Origin of the sequence: Comamonas sp. SCN 65-56, from assembly GCF_001724135.1 — a bacterium.
In the GTDB taxonomy this organism is placed as follows: Bacteria; Pseudomonadota; Gammaproteobacteria; order Burkholderiales; family Burkholderiaceae_C; genus Comamonas_C.
This window is the reverse complement of the sequence record NZ_MEDS01000001.1, coordinates 86,363-103,365: the sequence shown is the minus strand read 5'-3', so window position 1 is coordinate 103,365 and position 17,003 is coordinate 86,363. Positions and strand designations below refer to the sequence as shown.

Sequence of the window (17,003 nt, the reverse complement as noted above, 5' to 3'; positions counted from 1 at the left end):
GCCTATTCTGGGTTCAATGCGCGTCACCAACAAGCCGCACAACCCTAAGAACGTGTTCCAGGGCGCTGCGACAGCAAACGCTGAACCAATCCTGCAAAAGTGAGCAACCAGGCCAACAGTCCGGCGCAGAGGAATACCCACGCCACCCCATCCAGCACGTGGATGGCGAGCGCCCTGTCCATTTGCCAGGTGCATGCGGCGTACATGCCCAGCGGAAACACCAGCCCCCAGTACAGCGGCTCATAGCGCAGCGGATAGCGGCGCACGCCGTGGCGCCAAACACCCAGCAGCACCAGCACCGGTATCCACCAGCTGCCGGCCGCCCAGTACAGCAGCGTCACGCCCTTGACAAAGGGCAGTATCTGCTCCAGCCATGGCACCGCCGGTGCCTGCTGGATGAGCAACGCCCCCGCCAGCGTGGAGATGGCCAGTGCCCCCATGTTGATCCAGTACGAAGGCACCAGCTCTTGCGGCGCGAGGCGCAGGAACATGAAACGGTAGAAGATCAAGGCCATGATCCAGAGGTAGAGCACGCCCGACCAGAGCCACATCGCCAGTGCCAGGAGATTCAGCAGCGGGCGCAGGTCCGCCGCCAGATGCGGCGAGAGCAGCGCGCTTGCCACCGCCACCGATTGCGTTGCCACCACCGCCAGCAGCCAGGAGCCGCTAATGCCCTGCGCAAGCGCCGGCTTGTCGCTTTTGACGATGAAGGCGAAAAAAATCGCATAAGTGAACAGTACCCACAGCACCAGCGTCACTGCCCCCAACACCAGCCCGGCAGTGACCTCATGGCCCTGGAGCAGCACTTGGGAGGCCAGCACCCCGGAGGCCGCCACCACCGTGAAGTAGCCCGGGCCGGTGGCGTGGTCCGTCAGATCCTCAAAACAGCGGCGCGGATGCAGGGCCAGTCGCAGCAGGTAAAGCACCCAGAGCACGGCGTAGAGCGCCAGATTGAGCAGGAACATTGCGCCGGCGACGAAGGTCAGCCCGGTCATGTCGGCCGCCAGCGCCACGATGCCCGTCGCCATCACCAGGCCGAAGTTGGCGGGCGAGAGGTCCGCCAGCCCTGCGCGCCAGGTGGAGAGTGCCGTCATGACCAAAATTTTAGTAGCTGCCAGCGCTTTACCAGCATGCGCCGGCGCCACTTTTCATGAAAAAACCCGCCGAGTGGGCGGGTTGGAATGATGTACAAGTGCCGTCAATCGGCTGCGGCTTCTTCCTCATGTTCCGCAGCCTCCTTGCTCCTGGAGCGGTCCTTTTTGGGCAGCGGCTGGATGTCGAGCTTGATCTCGTCGCTCTCCACGCCCTTGTCGTCTTTCTTGTGCTCCACGTCCACGGTGACGCGCCCGCCATCGGCCAGCTTGCCGAACAGCAACTCGTCGGCCAGCGCCTTGCGTATCGTGTCCTGGATCAGGCGTTGCATCGGCCGCGCGCCCATCAGCGGGTCGAACCCCTTCTTGGCCAGGTGCTTGCGCAGCTCGTCGGTGAAGGTCACGTCCACCTTCTTCTCGCCAAGCTGCTGCTCCAGTTGCAGCAGGAATTTGTCCACCACGCGCAGGATGACCTGCTCATCGAGCGCCTTGAAGCTGACGATGGCATCGAGCCGGTTTCGGAATTCGGGCGTGAACAGGCGCTTGATGTCGGCCATCTCGTCGCCCGCCTGGCGCTGCGTGGTGAAGCCGATGGTGGACTTGTTCATGGTCTCGGCGCCGGCGTTCGTCGTCATCACGATGATGACGTTGCGGAAATCGGCCTTGCGCCCGTTGTTGTCGGTCAGCGTGCCGTGGTCCATCACCTGCAAGAGCACGTTGAAGATGTCCGGGTGCGCCTTCTCGATCTCGTCGAGCAGCAGCACCGCGTGCGGCTTTTTGGCGATGGCCTCGGTGAGCAAGCCCCCCTGGTCAAAACCCACATAGCCCGGTGGCGCACCGATCAGGCGGCTCACGGCATGGCGCTCCATGTACTCGGACATGTCGAAACGAATCAGCTCGATCCCCATCACGTAGGCGAGCTGGCGCGCCGCCTCGGTCTTGCCCACGCCGGTGGGGCCGGAAAAGAGGAAGGCGCCGATGGGCTTGTCGCCCTTGCCCAGGCCTGAGCGCGCCATCTTCACGCTGGACGCCAGCACCTCCAGCGCCTTGTCCTGGCCGAAGACCACACTCTTCAAATCGCGCTCCAGCGTTTGCAGCTTGCCGCGATCGTCGTTGCTGACATTGGCCGGCGGAATGCGCGCGATCTTGGCGACGATTTCCTCGATCTCGGTCTTGCCTATGGTCTTCTTGCGCTTGCTCGGCACCAGAATGCGCTGCGCCGCGCCCGCCTCGTCGATCACGTCGATCGCCTTGTCGGGTAGGTGCCGGTCGTTGATGTACTTGGCCGACAGCTCGGCCGCGGCTTGCAGGGCAGCGGCAGCGTATTTGACCGCGTGGTGCTCCTCGAAGCGGCTCTTGAGACCTTTCAGGATTTCCACCGTCTCGGCCACCGTCGGCTCGATCACGTCCACCTTCTGGAAGCGCCGCGACAGCGCCGCGTCCTTCTCGAAGATGCCACGGTACTCGGTGTAGGTCGTCGCACCTATGCACTTGAGCGCGCCCGAGCTGAGCGCGGGCTTGAGCAGGTTGGAGGCATCCAGCGTGCCGCCCGAAGCTGCGCCCGCGCCGATCAGCGTGTGGATCTCATCGATGAACAGGATGGCGCTGGGCTTGTCCTTGAGGTTCTTCAGCACGCCCTTGAGGCGCTGCTCGAAGTCGCCGCGGTACTTGGTGCCCGCCAGCAGCGCGCCCATGTCCAGCGCGTAAACGGTGGAATCCTTGAGGATCTCGGGCACATCACCCTGCGTGATGCGCCAGGCCAGGCCTTCGGCAATCGCGGTCTTGCCCACGCCCGCCTCGCCCACCAGGAGCGGGTTGTTCTTGCGCCTGCGGCACAGGATCTGCACCGTGCGCTCGACCTCGTAGTTGCGCCCGATCAAGGGATCGATCTTGCCGTCCTTGGCCGCCTGGTTCAGGTTTTGCGTGTACTGCTCCAAGGGCGACGCCTTTTCGCTGCGTTCGCCGCCCTGGGCCGCGCCCTCTTCACTCTCGCTCTGCGGCGCCTCGGGTTTGGCCTGCTCGGCGGCCTCGCCCTTCTTGATGCCGTGGGCAATGTAGTTCACCACATCCAGGCGCGTCACGCCCTGCTGGTGCAGGTAGTACACGGCGTGCGAATCCTTCTCGCCATAGATGGCGACGAGTACGTTGGCACCGGTCACTTCCTTCTTGCCGTTGCCAGTGGACTGCACATGCATGATGGCGCGCTGGATCACGCGCTGAAACCCGAGCGTGGGCTGGGTATCGACCTCTTCGGTACCGGCCACCTGCGGCGTGTTGTCCTTGATGAAATTGCTGAGCGCCGCGCGCAGGTCATCGATATTGGCGGCGCACGCCTTGAGCACCTCGGTGGCGCTCGGGTTGTCCAGCAGCGCGAGCAGCAGGTGCTCCACGGTAATGAACTCGTGGCGTTGCTGGCGGGCCTCTACGAAGGCCATGTGCAAGCTGACTTCCAGTTCCTGGGCAATCATGTGAGAACTCCTTTGGCTTGCGGTTGGGACTAACTGTAGATCAGGGCGGGGTGGCTGTCATTCAACAGGCTCGGAAACACACTGCAGCGGATGGCCGGCCTTGTGCGCCGCATCCATCACCTGCGCCACCTTGGTGTCGGCGATGTCGCGCGAATACACGCCGCACACGCCTTTGCCATCGAGGTGAATCTTGAGCATGATCTGCGTGGCGGCTTCGCGGTCCTTGTTGAAGAACTCCTGGAGCACGACGACGACGAACTCCATCGGCGTGAAATCGTCGTTGAGCATCACCACCTGGTACATGTGCGGCGGCTGCAGCTTCTGCGTGCGCCGCTCGGCCACCACCGAGCCGCCGTCATCCCAGGACGGCTCGCGGGGTGGCGGCACGGGCGCTTTGGTAACCATGAAATCCATTCTAGCGATCCGCCGCAAAGCGTGATCGTTGTGGATTTGGTGCCACAACCGGGCTTTTCAAGCGTTCGCCCGGCCCGCGCCGCTCAATCGCCGCGCATCCCCTTGCCAGCCGTGCGCCTGCTGCTATTAAGAAACGCCGTAGACCACGCTGACACCCTCGGCCTGCGCCTGCGCGCCCCATGCCGCGAGCGCCCCATCGGACGGGAAAAAGCGGCTGGCTTCCCCCAGCTGCAACTCGGCCAGCGCCGCCTGCCCGTCCACCTCGCAGCGCAGCGCCAGGCGCACGCACAGGCCGAGCGCCAGGGAGTGGCCATCCTCCGTCTGCTCGATCCTGGGCGGAAAGCGCCGCACGAAGGCCGCGACATCCGGCACGCCAGCGCCCGCCGGCACGCGCAGATACCTGCCAAAGCGGGCCCGGGCCTCGGCCAGCCCCCAGACCTGCTGGGCTTTCAAGCGCAGGCCGCCGTTGAAATGGTCGGGCTGCAATCGGCCATTGATGATGATGGCCTCATCGTCGCGCAGCACCTCGGCGCACGACGCCACCACCCCCTCGTCGGCCGAGACCTCGATCACCGCGCTCTTGTCGTCCAGCTTGAACAGCGTGAGCCTGCCGCGCTGTCCGTTGATGACGCGCAAGTCCGCCACGATGCCCGCGACCACCACGGTTTCGCGCGTATCGGCCAGCCGGGCGATCGGCGTCGCGGCAAAGCGCCGCACCTCGCCCTCCACCGCATCAAACAAATGCCCGGAGAGGTGAAAGCCAATCGCCGTCTTCTCCTGTGCCAGGCGCTCGCGCACATCCCAGGGCAGCACGCTGGCCAGCGGCGGCTCTTCGTTGCTGGCGCCCACGGCACCATCGCCCATCATGTCAAACAGCCCGCCCTGGTTGGCATTGGCGAGCTGCGCCTGGGCGTAGTCAAACGCTATATCTATGGAAGCCGTCAGCGCAGCCCTGTCAAGGCTAAGTCCATCAAAAGCCCCGGCTTTTATGAGTGCCTCAACCGTACGCTTGTTGATGCGCGTGCGGTCCACCCGCACGCAGAAATCAAACAGGCTGGCAAACGGCCCGCGCGTGCCGCCCTGCGGCCCCGCACCCCTGCCTTCACGCGCCGCAACGATGGCCTCTATCGCCTGCTGGCCCGTGCCCTTCACGGCCCCCAGGCCGTAGCGGATGACCTTGTCCGTGACTGGCTCAAACCGGTACACCCCGCGGTTGATGTCCGGCGGCTCGAACGACAGGCCCTCGCGGATGGCATCCTCAAACAACACCTTGAGCTTGTCGGTGTCGTCCATCTCTATGGTCATGTTGGCGCAGAAGAACTCCGCCGTGTAGTGCACCTTGAGCCAGCCGGTGTGGTACGCCAAGAGCGAATACGCGGCCGCGTGCGACTTGTTGAAGCCGTAGCCGGCAAATTTTTCCATCAGGTCGAACACTTCGTCGGCCGTGGATTCGCCAATGCCCTTCTTTGCGGCGCCCTCGCGGAAGATCTGGCGGTGCTTGGCCATCTCTTCCGCCTTTTTCTTGCCCATGGCGCGGCGCAGCAAGTCGGCGCCACCGAGCGAATAACCGCCCAGCACCTGCGCGGTCTGCATCACCTGCTCCTGGTAGACCATGATGCCGTAGGTCTCGGAGAGCACAGGCTCCACCAGCGGGTGCGGGTAAATCACCTCTTCCTTGCCGTGCTTGCGGTTGATGTAGCTTGGAATCAGGTCCATCGGGCCCGGGCGGTACAGGGCGTTGAGCGCGATCAGGTCTTCCAGGCGCCCGGGTTTGGCCTCCTTGAGCATGCCCTGCATGCCGCGGCTTTCAAACTGGAACACCGCCTCGGTGCGCCCTTGCTGGAACAGCTGGTAGGTGGGCGCGTCGTCCAGCGGAATGTTTTCGAACGCAAAACCTTCCTGCCCCGGGTGGCGGTTGATGATGAACTCGCGCGCCAGCTCCAGGATGGTGAGCGTGGCGAGACCCAGAAAGTCGAACTTCACCAGGCCGATCGCCTCGACGTCGTCCTTGTCGAACTGGCTCACCGCCGACGTACTGCCCGGTTGCTGGTAGAGCGGGCAAAAATCGGTGAGCTTGCCCGGCGCGATCAACACGCCGCCCGCGTGCATGCCGATGTTGCGCGTCAAACCTTCGAGCTTTTGCGCCATCTCCACCACCATGCGCACTTCTTCTTCGCCCTGCACGCGCGCCATGAGCTGGGGTTCGAGCTCCAGCGCGTAGTTGTGCTTGTCGCCCTCCTTCCTGGGCTCGGGAGGGTAGGCCAGGGTGTAGGTCTGCCCCGGCTTGGCCGGCACCAGCTTGGAGATGCCGTCGCAAAACGTATAGCTCATGTCCATGACGCGTCCAGCATCGCGGATCGCCGCCTTGGCGGCCATGGTGCCGAAGGTGGCGATCTGACTCACCGCCTCCTTGCCGTACTTGTCCTTGACGTAATCGATCACCCGGTCCCGGTTGGCCTGGCAGAAGTCGATATCGAAGTCGGGCATGGACACCCGCTCGGGATTCAGGAAGCGCTCGAACAGCAGGTTGTACTGCAGCGGGTCCAGGTCGGTGATCTTGAGTGCATAGGCCACCAGCGAGCCCGCGCCCGAACCGCGCCCGGGCCCCACCGGGCAGGCATGCGTCTTGGCCCACTGGATGAAATCGCCCACGATGAGGAAATAGCCCGGAAAGCCCATCTCGATGATGATGCCGAGCTCGAAATCCAGCCGCTCCTGGTAATGCGGGTGCTGCTGCTCGCGCTCGGCGGCATCGGGATAGAGGTGCTGCAGGCGCTCTTCCAGCCCTCGCTGCGAGACTTGGCGGAAGTAGTCTTGCATCGTCATCCCGGCGGGAATCGGAAAATCAGGCAACTGCGGCTTGCCCAGCACCAGCGACAAGCTGCAGCGGCGTGCGATCTCCACCGTGTTCGCCAGCGCCGAGGGCACGTCGGCAAACAGCTCGCGCATCTGCGCACCACTCTTGAAATACTGCTCGCGCGTGAAACGCCGCACGCGCCTGCGATCGCCCAGCGTGCTGCCTTCGGCAATGCAGGTGCGCGCCTCGTGCGCCTCATAGTCATCGGCGGCCAGAAACTGCACCGGGTGCGTGGCCACCACCGGCAGCTTCAGGCGCGCCGCCAGTTGCACCGTGGCCACCACATGCGCCTCGTCATCGTCGCGGCCGGCGCGCTGCAGCTCCAGGTAGAAGCGGTGCGGAAACAGTGCCGCCAACTCCAGCGCCTGTTCGGCAGCCAGCGCTTCGCTGCCCGCCATCAGCGCACGCCCAACGGGGCCCGCCTGCGCACCCGACAGCACAATCAGTCCCTCGTTCAGATCGTGCAGCCACTGCCAGCGGCAGACCGCCGTTTCACGCACCACGCCCTGCATCCAGGCACGCGTGAGCAACTCGCACAGGTTCAAATAGCCTTGGCGGTTTTGCACCAGCAGCAGCAGGCGTGAGGGTTCCGCACCCGCAGCATCCTCCAGAAAGATCTCGGCGCCGATCACCGGCTTGACACCCTTGGCGCGCGCCGCCTTGTAGAACTTGAGCGCGCCAAAGAGATTGTTCAGATCGGCAATGGCCAGCGCTCCCTGGCCATCCGCGGCGGCACTGGCCACCGCCTCATCGATGCGCGTGGTGCCGTCGACCACGGAAAACTCGGAATGCAGGCGCAGATGGACAAACATCCGACGATTGTAGAAAGCGGCCGCGCGGCCCTACCAAGCGACCCAGCCGCGCCGTATCAAAGGGGCAAAAATCCGTCGATAGACGGCATTGAGCATCGGCAGCAGCAGGCTGACCAACCCGGGCAGCACCAGATGCAGCACGGCAGCGCAGGCGGCCGCCACCAGCGCGGCGCCGACCATATCCAACGGGAAATGGATGCCCAGGTAGATGCGCGCCCAGGCTACCGGCAGACCCAGCAGCGCCAGCCAGAAGCCGGCGCTGCGCTGCTTGCGGTGCCACAGCAGGCTGAAAGCCACGCTCCAGATGCCGGTCAGGTGGTTGCTGGGAAACGATGGCGTGGCGGCATGCGGCATCAGCGCATGGCCCAGCGGCAGCATGAACGGGCGCGGATGCGGCCAGAGCGCCCCGAGTGCCGCCGACACCGCAAACCCCAGCGCACAGGCGAGCGCCGCCTCCAGCAGCGGCCCGCGCCGCCCCTCCCCGCCGCGCAGCCAGGCCAGGGTCAGGTACAGCGGTACCGCCAGCACCAGCAGCGCGGCGCAGCCGCGCGCCAGAAGCAGCATCGCCGCCCCCGGCTCGGCCGGGCCGTTGATCAACAGGAACAGCGAGCGATTGAAATCATCCAACATCATCATCCGGCAGCCCCCCGGTGCAGGAGGCAGGTGTGGCGGGGCTGCAATTTTCAACCAATTGCCGGTAGTCCCCGCAGTCGCTGTTTCATACAATGGCTGAATTTTTCCGTTCTGGTTGAATCCACGCTCCATGCTGCGCCCACCTGCACTTCTGCCCGCCGTCCTGCTGCTCCTCGCGGTTCTGTCCGGCTGCTCCAGCACACCGACGGACCCCACGGCCCACTGGAGCGTGCAAAAAATCCATTCCGAGGCGCAGGACGAGATGAAGGGCGGCGCCTGGGACAAGGCCATTCCGCTGCTTGAAAAGCTGGAGGGGCGCGCCGCTGGCACGCCACTGGCGCAACAGGCGCAGCTGGACAAGGCCTATGCCGAATACAAGAACGGAGACCGCGGCATGGCCATCGCCACGCTGGACCGCTTCATGAAGCTGCACCCGGCCAGCCCGGCGTACGACTACGCGCTCTACCTCAAGGGGCTGGTCAATTTCAACGACGACCTGGGCATGTTCTCCTGGCTCTCGCGCCAGGATTTGTCCGAGCGCGACCAGAAGGCCGCCAAGGAATCGTTCGAGGCCTTCAAGGAGCTGACCGAGCGCTTTCCCGATTCGCGCTACACACCCGATGCACGTCAGCGCATGACCTATGTCGTCAACGCCCTCGCGATGTACGAGGTGCATGTGGCGCGCTACTACTTTGACCGCGGCGCCTACGTCGCCGCCGTCAGTCGCGCGCAGTCCGCCATTGCCGATTACCGCGACGTGCCGGCCAACGAGGAGGCGCTCTACATTCTGGTGCGCTCCTACGAGGCTCTGGGTCTGACGCAGCTGAGCGAGGACGCGCAGCGCGTGCTCGACGCGTCCTACCCGCAAAGCGATTACACCAAGTCCGGCTTCAAGGGCAAGGACAACCCGTGGTGGAAACTCTGGTAATGGAGCGGCATGAGCAAATCGTTTCGGATCATTGCCTCCACGGGCACCGACAAGGGTGACCGGGACTACCAGCAGGACCGGGTCGAGCTGCTGACGCACCCACGCGTCAATGGGTGCGTGCTCGCCATCGTCGCCGACGGCATGGGCGGGCGCAGCGGCGGGCGCAAGGCGTCCGACCAGGTCATCATGACAGCAGGCCAGGTGTTTGAGCGCTACGACCCGGCCACCGACGATGCCGCCTCGTTTCTGGAAAACATGGTGCAGGAGGCGCACCTCGTCATCCGCCTCACCGCCATCTCCGCCGAGCAGGAGCCGCACAGCACCATCGCCGCCTTCCTGGTCAACCCGGGGGGCGATTGCCACTGGGTGCACGCCGGGGATTCGCGCATCTACCATTTCCGGAGCGCCAAGATGGCGCATCGCACGCGCGACCACTCCTACGTCCAGGCGCTGGTCGACCGTGGCGACCTGACCGAAGCGCAGGCGCGCGACCATCCGCATTCCAACATCCTGCTCGGGTGCCTGGGCATGGACAACACGCCGCCGACCAGCGGCTATGCGATTGCCGAGCTGAAAACGGACGACGTGCTGCTGGCCTGCAGCGACGGCGTCTGGCACTACTTCACGGCCGACGAACTGGCCGAAGCGGTCAGCACGCGCACGCCGCGCGAGGCCACCGAATTTCTCATCGCGCAGGCGCGCGAACGTGCCGCCGGCGGTGGCGACAATCTGTCGCTGGTGATCGTGAAAATCGAGGCCCCGGTTGAAGTCAAGAAATCCCGGCGCTTCCAAGGCTTCGAGGCCAAGTCCTGACGCAATCCGGGCTCAGGTCAGGCGCGTATCCACCACGCGACGCTCCAGCTGCAAATATTCCCGCGTCTGCATTTCATTGAGGCGCGAGACGGTGCGCGGAAATTCATGCACCAGCGGCCCTTCGGTGTAGAGCTGCTCGGGCGGCAAGGCGGCTGAAATGATGAGCTTGACGCGTCTGTCGTACAGCACATCCACCAGCCAGGTAAAGCGCCGCGCGGCCGAGGCCATGTTCACCGGCATGTAAGGCACGTTGGAGAGCAGCACGGTGTGAAACTGGCTGGCGATTTCCAGATAGTCGTTTTGCGAGCGCGGGCCCATGCAGAGCTCGCGAAAATCAAACCACACCACGCCGCCCGCGCGGCGCAGCGCATGGATCTCGCGCGCCTCGATGCGCAGCAGCGGATCTTCGTCGCGCGCTTCGGCCAGGCGATCGAACATGGCCGCCATCGCCGCCTCGGCCTCGGGCCCCAGCGGATGGTGGTAAATGGTCGCATCCTCCAGCGTCTGGCTGCGGTAGTCCACGCCGTTGTCCACGTTGATGATCTCCATGCGCTCCTTGAGCAGCGCAATCGCCGGCAGGATGCGGTCGCGGTGCAGGCCATCGGGGTACAGGCCGTCCGGCTCGAAGTTGGAGGTCGTGATGAAGCCCACGCCATTGGCAAACAACGATTCGAGCAAGCGATAGAGAATCATCGCGTCCGTGATGTCGGCGATGTGGAATTCGTCAAAGCAGATCAGTTTGTAGCGCTTGGCGATGTTCGCGCCCAGCGCATCAAGCGGGTTCTGCGTGCCCTGCAGCTCCGTCAACTGGCGCTGCACCTCGCGCATGAACTCATGAAAGTGCAGCCGCACCTTGCGCTTGATCGGCACGGCCTCGAAAAAGCAGTCCATCAGAAAGCTCTTGCCGCGCCCCACGCCGCCGTACATGTACACGCCGCGCGGAATCTCGGGGTGATTCAGCAGTTTTTTGAGCGCGTTGGAGCGCCGCTGCTTGTACGCACCCCACTCGCTGGCGCAGCGCTCCAGCGCGTCGATCGCGCGCAGTTGCGCCGGATCGCTGTGGTAGCCCTTGACCGTCAGGGCCTGGTCATAAATCTGCCGAACCGACACACCCTCTCCAGATTGACGAAAACAATAGCTGCTGACGCTTGCCCAGCAAACGCCAGAGGCCTATTTCGCTTGAAACTCAGAAATTGAGCGTGCGCTTGTCCACGGCCAGCGCCGCTTCCTTCATCGATTCACCCAGCGTCGGATGCGCATGGCAGATGCGGGCGATGTCTTCGCTGCTGGCCTTGAACTCCATCGCCACCGCCGCCTCGGCCACGAGTTCGCTGGCCAGCGGCCCGACGATGTGCACACCGAGGATTTCATCGGTCGCCGCATCCGCCAGCATCTTCACGAAGCCGGTGGTGTCGCCCAGCGCACGCGCGCGGCCATTGGCCATGAAGGGGAAGCTGCCTGCCTTGTACTTCACGCCCTCGGCCTTGAGTTGCTGCTCGGTCTTGCCGACCCAGGCGATCTCCGGGCTGGTATAGATCACCCAGGGGATGGTATTGAAATTCACGTGCCCGTGCTGGCCCGCCATGCGCTCGGCCACGGCCACGCCTTCTTCCTCAGCCTTGTGCGCCAGCATCGGGCCGCGCACCACGTCGCCCACGGCCCAGACGCCGGGCAAGTTGGTGCGGCACAGCTCATCCACTTCCACCATGCCACGATCAGTCAGCTTCAGGCCCACGACCTCGGCGTTCAGGCCGGTGGTATTGGGCACGCGGCCGATCGAGACGATGACCTTGTCCACGTCGAGCTTCTGCGCCTCGCCCTTGGCATTGGTGTAGGCAATGGCGACGCCCTTCTTGCCGCTCTTGACCTCAGCGATCTTCACCCCGAGTTCGATCTTCAGGCCCTGCTTGTCAAAGGCCTTCTTGGCCTCCTTGGCGACTTGTTCGTCCACCGCGCCGAGGAAGGTCGGCAGCGCTTCGAGCACCGTGACTTCAGCGCCGACACGCCGCCAGACGCTGCCCATCTCCAGGCCGATCACGCCCGAACCGATCAGCGCCAGGCGCTTGGGAACGGAGGGGATCCGCAGCGCGCCGTCGTTGGAGAGGATGGTTTCCTCGTCGAACGGCGCGCCCGGCAACTCGCGCGGGCTGGAGCCGGTGGCGACGATGACCTGCTTGGCCACCAGGGTGTCGGGCTTGTCGCCGGCGACGGCTATCTCGTAGCCACCCTCGGCCGATTTCACGAACGAACCGCGGCCATGAAAGAACGTGACCTTGTTTTTCTTGAACAGGTAGAGGATGCCGTCGTTGTTCTGCTTCACCACGGCGGCCTTGCGGCCCACCATCGTGGCGACGTCCATCTTCACGTCCTTCGCCGTGATGCCGTGCTCGGCAAAGTGCAGGCGCGCCTGCTCGTAATGCTCGCTCGACTGCAGCAGCGCCTTCGACGGAATGCAGCCCACGTTGGTGCAGGTACCGCCGGGCGCGGGGCCGCCCTTGTCGTTCTTCCACTCGTCGATGCAGGCGACATTCATGCCCAGTTGCGCCGCGCGGATCGCGGCGATATAGCCGCCGGGGCCGGCACCGATCACGACCACGTCAAATGACTTGCTCATCTCTATCCTTCAGTCAATGGTGAAAACCCACCGCGAGGGTGGGTTGGATGTTCTGGCTGCAGCGCTCAGATGTCGAACAGCAGGCGCGAGGGATCTTCCAATGCATCCTTCATCGCCACCAGGCTGAGCACCGCCTCGCGGCCGTCGATGATGCGGTGGTCATAGCTCAGCGCCAGGTAGTTCATCGGCCGGATCACGATCTGGCCGTTTTCCACCACCGCGCGGTCCTTGGTGGCGTGCACGCCCAGGATGGCCGATTGCGGCGGGTTGATGATGGGCGTGGAGAGCATGGAGCCGAAGGTGCCGCCATTGCTGATCGAGAAGGTGCCGCCGGTCAGTTCCTCCAGCGTGAGTTTGCCGTCGGCCGCCTTCTTGCCGAATTCGGCGATCTTCTTTTCGATATCGGCAAAGCTCATCTGATCGGCGTTGCGCAGGATGGGCACGACCAGGCCGCGTGGCGAGCCGACCGCGATGCCGATGTCAAAGTAGCCGTGGTAGACGATGTCGGTGCCATCGACACTGGCGTTCACGGCCGGGAATTTCTTCAGCGCATGCACCGCCGCCTTGACGAAGAAGCTCATGAAGCCGAGCTTGACGCCATGCTCCTTGGTGAACTGGTCCTGGAACTTCTTGCGCAGCTCCATGACCGGCGCCATGTTCACCTCGTTGAACGTGGTCAGGATGGCGTTGGTGGCCTGCGACTGCAGCAGACGCTCGGCCACGCGCGCGCGCAGGCGGCTCATGGCCACGCGCTGCTCGGGGCGGTTGCCCAGATCGGGCGCGGCCGGGCCCGCCACCTGCGGCAGCGCCTTGGTCGGCACGCCCGTGGGGATGGCGGCTGCGGCCTTCACGCCACCGGCTACCGCTGCCAGCGCATCGCCCTTGGTCACGCGGCCGTCGCGCCCGGTGCCGGGCACGCTGGCGGCCGACAGGTTGTTCTCGGCGAGGATCTTAGCGGCCGCGGGCATCGCGATACCAGCCTTGGCGGCGCTTGCCGAAGCAGCGGCCTGTGCGGCTGCGGGCGCGGGCGCTGCTGCAGTGGCGACAGGCGCAGCCGCGGGCGCGGCGGCACCGGCCACGGCTTCGGTGTCTATCCTGGCGATCACCTGGCTCGCGACCACGGTCGCGCCGTCGCCCTGCAACACCTCGCTGAGCACGCCGGCCGCGGGCGCGGGCACTTCAAGGACGACCTTATCGGTTTCGATTTCGATCAGGATTTCATCGGCAGCGACCGCTTCGCCGGCCTTCTTCTTCCAGGTGAGCAGCGTGGCCTCTTCAATGGACTCCGACAGCTCGGGGACTTTGACTTCAACGATGGACATGTTCAATTCCGTTTGCGTAATGCGTGATGCGTGGTGCGTGAGACATCGCGCGGCGCGTTGGACACAACGCCAGCCGCACGATGAACCAATCGCTTATTTCGTGAGCACAAAGCCCTTGAGCTTGGCGAAAGCGGCTTCCACCAGGTTCTTCTGCTGCTCGGCGTGCAGATGCGCGTAGCCGACAGCCGGCGAGGCCGAGGCGGCGCGTCCGGCGTAGCCGAGCTTCTGGCCCGCGAGCATGTTCTCGTGGATGTTGTGCTGGATGAAGAACCACGCACCCTGGTTCTGTGGTTCATCCTGGCACCAGACGATGTCGGCGGCCTTGCCAAAACGCTTGAGCTCGGCGGCAAACGCCTTGTGCGGGAAGGGGTAGAGCTGCTCGACGCGGATGATGGCCACGTCGTCCACGCCCTTTTCCTCGCGCTTCTTCACCAGGTCGTAGTAGACCTTGCCCGAGCAGGCAATGATGCGCTTGACCTTGGCCGCGTTCTTCACCACCGCCTCATTGCGCTCGGCGATCAAGGGCTGAAACCCCCCGCTGGTGAACTCCGAAATCGGCGACGCCGCGTCCTTGGCGCGCAGCAGGCTCTTGGGCGTGAAGATGACCAGCGGCTTTCGGATCGGACGCACCATCTGGCGCCGCAGCACGTGAAAAATCTGGCTCGCAGTGGTCGGTTGCACGATCTGGATGTTGGTGTCGGCGGCCAGCTGCATGAAGCGCTCGACGCGCGCCGAGCTGTGCTCCGGCCCCTGGCCTTCATAGCCGTGCGGCAGCATCAGCGCCATGCCGTTCACGCGCCCCCACTTCACCTCGCCCGAGGCGATGAACTGATCGATCACCACCTGCGCGCCATTGGCGAAGTCGCCGAACTGCGCCTCCCAGATCACCAGCGATCCCGGGTCGTTGGAGGCGTAGCCGTACTCGAACGCCAGCACCGCCTCTTCGGACAGGATGGAGTCAATGACGGTGAACGGCGCCTGGCCCTCGCCCACGTTTTGCAGCGGCACGTAGGAGCCCTCATCCCACTTTTCGCGCTTCTGGTCGTGAATCACCGCATGGCGGTGGCTGAAGGTGCCGCGCCCGCTGTCTTCGCCCGACAAACGGATGGGGTAGCCCGAGGCCACCAGCGAGGCAAACGCCATGTGCTCGCCCATGCCCCAATCCACCGGGTGTTCGCCGCGGCCCATGGCCGCGCGGTCGGCATACACCTTCTTGACCAGCATGTGCGGCGTGACGCTCTCCGGGATGGTGGTGATGCGCTCGGCCAGGCGCTTCCATTCCGCCAGCGGAATCGCGGTATCGGCCGCATCGCTCCAGCTCTTACCAAGGTAGGGGCTCCAATCGACCGCGTACTTGCTCTTGAAGTTGGTCAGCACCGGATCGACCGTGTGCTTGCCATCGTCCATCGCCGTGCGATAGGCCTGCACCATGTCGTCGCCCAGCGTCGCACCCATGCCCTGCGCCGCGAGCTTGTCGGCATAGAGCTTGCGCGTGCCGGGGTGCGCCGCGATTTTCTTGTACATCAGCGGCTGGGTGAGCATGGGGGTGTCCTGCTCGTTGTGGCCCAGCTTGCGATAGCAGACGATGTCCACCGCGACGTCGCGCGAGAACTCCATGCGGTACTCCAGCGCCAGTTCCATCGCCAGGCACACCGCTTCGGGGTCATCGGCATTCACGTGCAGCACCGGCGAGTCGATCATCTTCATGATGTCGGTGCAATACATGGTGGAGCGGCTGTCACGCGGGTCGCTGGTGGTGAAACCAATCTGGTTGTTGATGACCACATGCACCGTGCCGCCGGTGCTGTAACCGCGAGTCTCGGACAGCGCCAAGGTTTCCTGGTTCACGCCCTGGCCGGCGATGGCCGCGTCACCATGCACGATAACCGGCAGCACCTGCTTGCCATGCGGGTCGCCGCGGCGGTCCATGCGCGAGCGCACCGAGCCCTCGACCACCGGATTGACGATCTCCAGGTGCGAGGGGTTGAACGCCAGAGACAGGTGCACCGGGCCGCCCGGGCTGGTCACGTCGCTGGAAAAGCCCTGATGGTATTTCACGTCACCGGCCGGCAAATCTTCGGGCGCGGTGTGGTCAAACTCGGCGAACAGATCCTTGGGCATCTTGCCCAGCGTGTTCACCAGCACGTTCAGGCGGCCGCGGTGCGCCATGCCGATGACGATCTCCTGCACGCCCTTCTGGCCCGCGGACTGGATCAGGTGGTCAATGGCCGGGATGAAGGTTTCACCGCCTTCGAGCGAAAAGCGCTTTTGCCCGACGTATTTGGTGTGCAGAAAGCGCTCCAGCCCCTCGGCGGCCGTCAGGCGCTCCAGGATGCGTTTTTTCTTGGCCGCGTCGTACTGCGGCTTGCTGCGCACGCTCTCGAGCTTTTGCTGCCACCAGCGCTTCTGGTGCTGGTCGGTCGCATACATGAACTCCGCGCCCAGCGTGCCGCAATAGGTCTCGCGCAGCGCGTTGAGCAGCTCGCGCAGCGGCATGCTCTCCTTGCCGAAGAAGGTGTTGCTGGCATTGAAGACGGTTTCCTGATCGGCATCGGTGAAGCCATAAAAGGAAGGTTCGAGTTCCGGAATCGCCGGGCGCTCCTGGCGCTTGAGCGGATCCAGATCCGCCCAGCGCGCGCCCACGTTGCGATACGCGGCGATGAGCTGCTGCACTGCGGTGCGCTTGCGGCCCATGTCCGAATCGGCGCCAAACGCAACGACCACCTGCGTGCCGCCCTGCTTGGCGCGCTCGGCAAAGGCGTTGATGACCGGTTGGTGCGGCACGTCACGGGCATCGCTGCCGTCGACGGCGGGCACGTGCTGCAGCGCGTCGAAATATTCGCGCCATGAATCCGGCACGCTGCCGGGATTGGTGAGATAGCTTTCATACATCTCCTCGACATACGGCGCGTTGCCGCCGAAGAGATAGGTATTGCCCTGAAAGGCTTGGTAGACGGATGTCGGTTCGCTCATGTCCCGCTGACCTTTGTCTCCCTGAAGGAAACGTGAGTTGGTTGGAAAACCTTCCGCGACACGGCTGTACCGGATGGC

Annotated in this window: 11 protein-coding genes; 2 read left to right on the top strand and 9 right to left on the bottom strand. The window is 64.4% G+C overall.

What is annotated here, in order from left to right:
• Window positions 1–44 precede the first annotated feature (44 nt).
• The 5 genes from ABS45_RS00455 to ABS45_RS00435 form a co-directional block, all read right to left on the bottom strand.
• Window positions 45–1,094, bottom strand: coding sequence for a tellurite resistance/C4-dicarboxylate transporter family protein (locus ABS45_RS00455; protein WP_291551699.1), 1,050 nt, complete (start codon window positions 1,092–1,094; stop codon window positions 45–47).
• 104 nt (window positions 1,095–1,198) lie between these two features.
• Window positions 1,199–3,559, bottom strand: coding sequence for an ATP-dependent Clp protease ATP-binding subunit ClpA (gene clpA / locus ABS45_RS00450; protein ID WP_291551697.1), 2,361 nt, complete (start codon window positions 3,557–3,559; stop codon window positions 1,199–1,201).
• Between the two features lie 57 nt (window positions 3,560–3,616).
• Window positions 3,617–3,973, bottom strand: coding sequence for an ATP-dependent Clp protease adapter ClpS (gene clpS / locus ABS45_RS00445; protein WP_024539487.1), 357 nt, complete (start codon window positions 3,971–3,973; stop codon window positions 3,617–3,619).
• Window positions 3,974–4,099: 126 nt separating this feature from the next.
• Window positions 4,100–7,642 (bottom strand): DNA polymerase III subunit alpha, encoded by a 3,543-nt coding sequence (gene dnaE / locus ABS45_RS00440; protein ID WP_291551691.1) that lies wholly within the window; start codon window positions 7,640–7,642, stop codon window positions 4,100–4,102.
• A 30-nt stretch (window positions 7,643–7,672) separates the two neighbouring features.
• Window positions 7,673–8,278 carry a phosphatase PAP2 family protein gene (locus ABS45_RS00435; RefSeq protein WP_291551688.1) on the bottom strand — a complete coding sequence of 202 codons (606 nt, stop codon included), beginning with the start codon at window positions 8,276–8,278 and terminating at the stop codon, window positions 7,673–7,675.
• 127 nt (window positions 8,279–8,405) lie between these two features.
• Here ABS45_RS00435 and ABS45_RS00430 point away from each other — a divergent pair, with 127 nt between their 5' ends.
• Window positions 8,406–9,203, top strand: a complete 798-nt coding sequence (locus tag ABS45_RS00430; protein WP_291551685.1) for an outer membrane protein assembly factor BamD — start codon at window positions 8,406–8,408, stop codon at window positions 9,201–9,203.
• Window positions 9,204–9,212: 9 nt separating this feature from the next.
• Entirely contained in the window at window positions 9,213–10,016 is an 804-nt protein-coding gene (locus ABS45_RS00425) for a protein phosphatase 2C domain-containing protein (protein ID WP_291551682.1), read from the top strand.
• Between the two features lie 12 nt (window positions 10,017–10,028).
• On the opposite strand, the gene zapE is transcribed toward ABS45_RS00425, so the two are convergent.
• The 4 genes from zapE to ABS45_RS00405 all read right to left on the bottom strand — a co-directional run bounded on the left by zapE (window position 10,029) and on the right by ABS45_RS00405 (window position 16,925).
• Window positions 10,029–11,126, bottom strand: a complete 1,098-nt coding sequence (gene zapE, locus ABS45_RS00420) for a cell division protein ZapE (RefSeq protein ID WP_291551680.1) — start codon at window positions 11,124–11,126, stop codon at window positions 10,029–10,031.
• A gap of 76 nt (window positions 11,127–11,202) precedes the next feature.
• On the bottom strand, window positions 11,203–12,630 hold the full coding sequence (lpdA, locus tag ABS45_RS00415) for a dihydrolipoyl dehydrogenase (protein WP_291551678.1): 1,428 nt from the start codon (window positions 12,628–12,630) through the stop codon (window positions 11,203–11,205).
• Between the two features lie 65 nt (window positions 12,631–12,695).
• Window positions 12,696–13,952 (bottom strand): 2-oxoglutarate dehydrogenase complex dihydrolipoyllysine-residue succinyltransferase, encoded by a 1,257-nt coding sequence (gene odhB / locus ABS45_RS00410; RefSeq protein ID WP_291551676.1) that lies wholly within the window; start codon window positions 13,950–13,952, stop codon window positions 12,696–12,698.
• Window positions 13,953–14,045: 93 nt separating this feature from the next.
• Complete coding sequence (locus ABS45_RS00405) at window positions 14,046–16,925, bottom strand: 2-oxoglutarate dehydrogenase E1 component (RefSeq protein WP_291551674.1); 2,880 nt, start codon at window positions 16,923–16,925, stop codon at window positions 14,046–14,048.
• Between the last annotated feature and the right edge of the window lie 78 nt (window positions 16,926–17,003).